Source organism: Blastococcus sp. KM273129 (genome assembly GCF_021698995.1).
In the GTDB taxonomy this organism is placed as follows: domain Bacteria; phylum Actinomycetota; class Actinomycetes; order Mycobacteriales; family Geodermatophilaceae; genus Blastococcus.
The window spans coordinates 1-420 of sequence record NZ_SSXB01000197.1; the positions used below are offsets into that span (position 1 = coordinate 1).

The 420-nt window shown below is 75.2% G+C and carries 1 protein-coding gene; it reads left to right on the top strand.

Annotated features, from left to right (window positions below; all coding sequences use genetic code 11):
- Positions 1-418, top strand: a 418-nt coding sequence (locus tag E9565_RS22005) for an HNH endonuclease signature motif containing protein (protein ID WP_236836738.1), incomplete at its 5' end; no start/stop codon positions are given.
- Between the last annotated feature and the right edge of the window lie 2 nt (positions 419-420).

Here is a 420-nt window from a genome sequence, read left to right on the forward strand (position 1 = left end):
CCCCGAGCAGTCCTGTGCCTGCCCGCTGCTGGGGCCGCCGGCGGCAGCAGACGGCTACCGGCCCTCCACCGGCCAGCAGCGGTTCCTGCGGCTGCGCGACCGCACCTGCCGCCACCCCGGCTGCGGCGTACCCGCCGGCTGGGCCGACCTGGACCACGTCACCGCCCACAGCCAGGGCGGGGCCACCGCGTGCGAGAACCTGTGCTGCCTGTGCCGGCGGCATCACCGGCTCAAGACCTTCGCCCCCGGCTGGACCCACACGATCAGCGGCGACGGGGTGCTCACCGTCACCACCCCCACCGGGGTCACCCGCACCACCCGCCCACCGGGCTACCGCGTCCTCACCACACCACCCCAACCACCACCGGACCCGGCCGACCGGACACCCGATCCCGACGACGACCCACCACCCTTCTGACC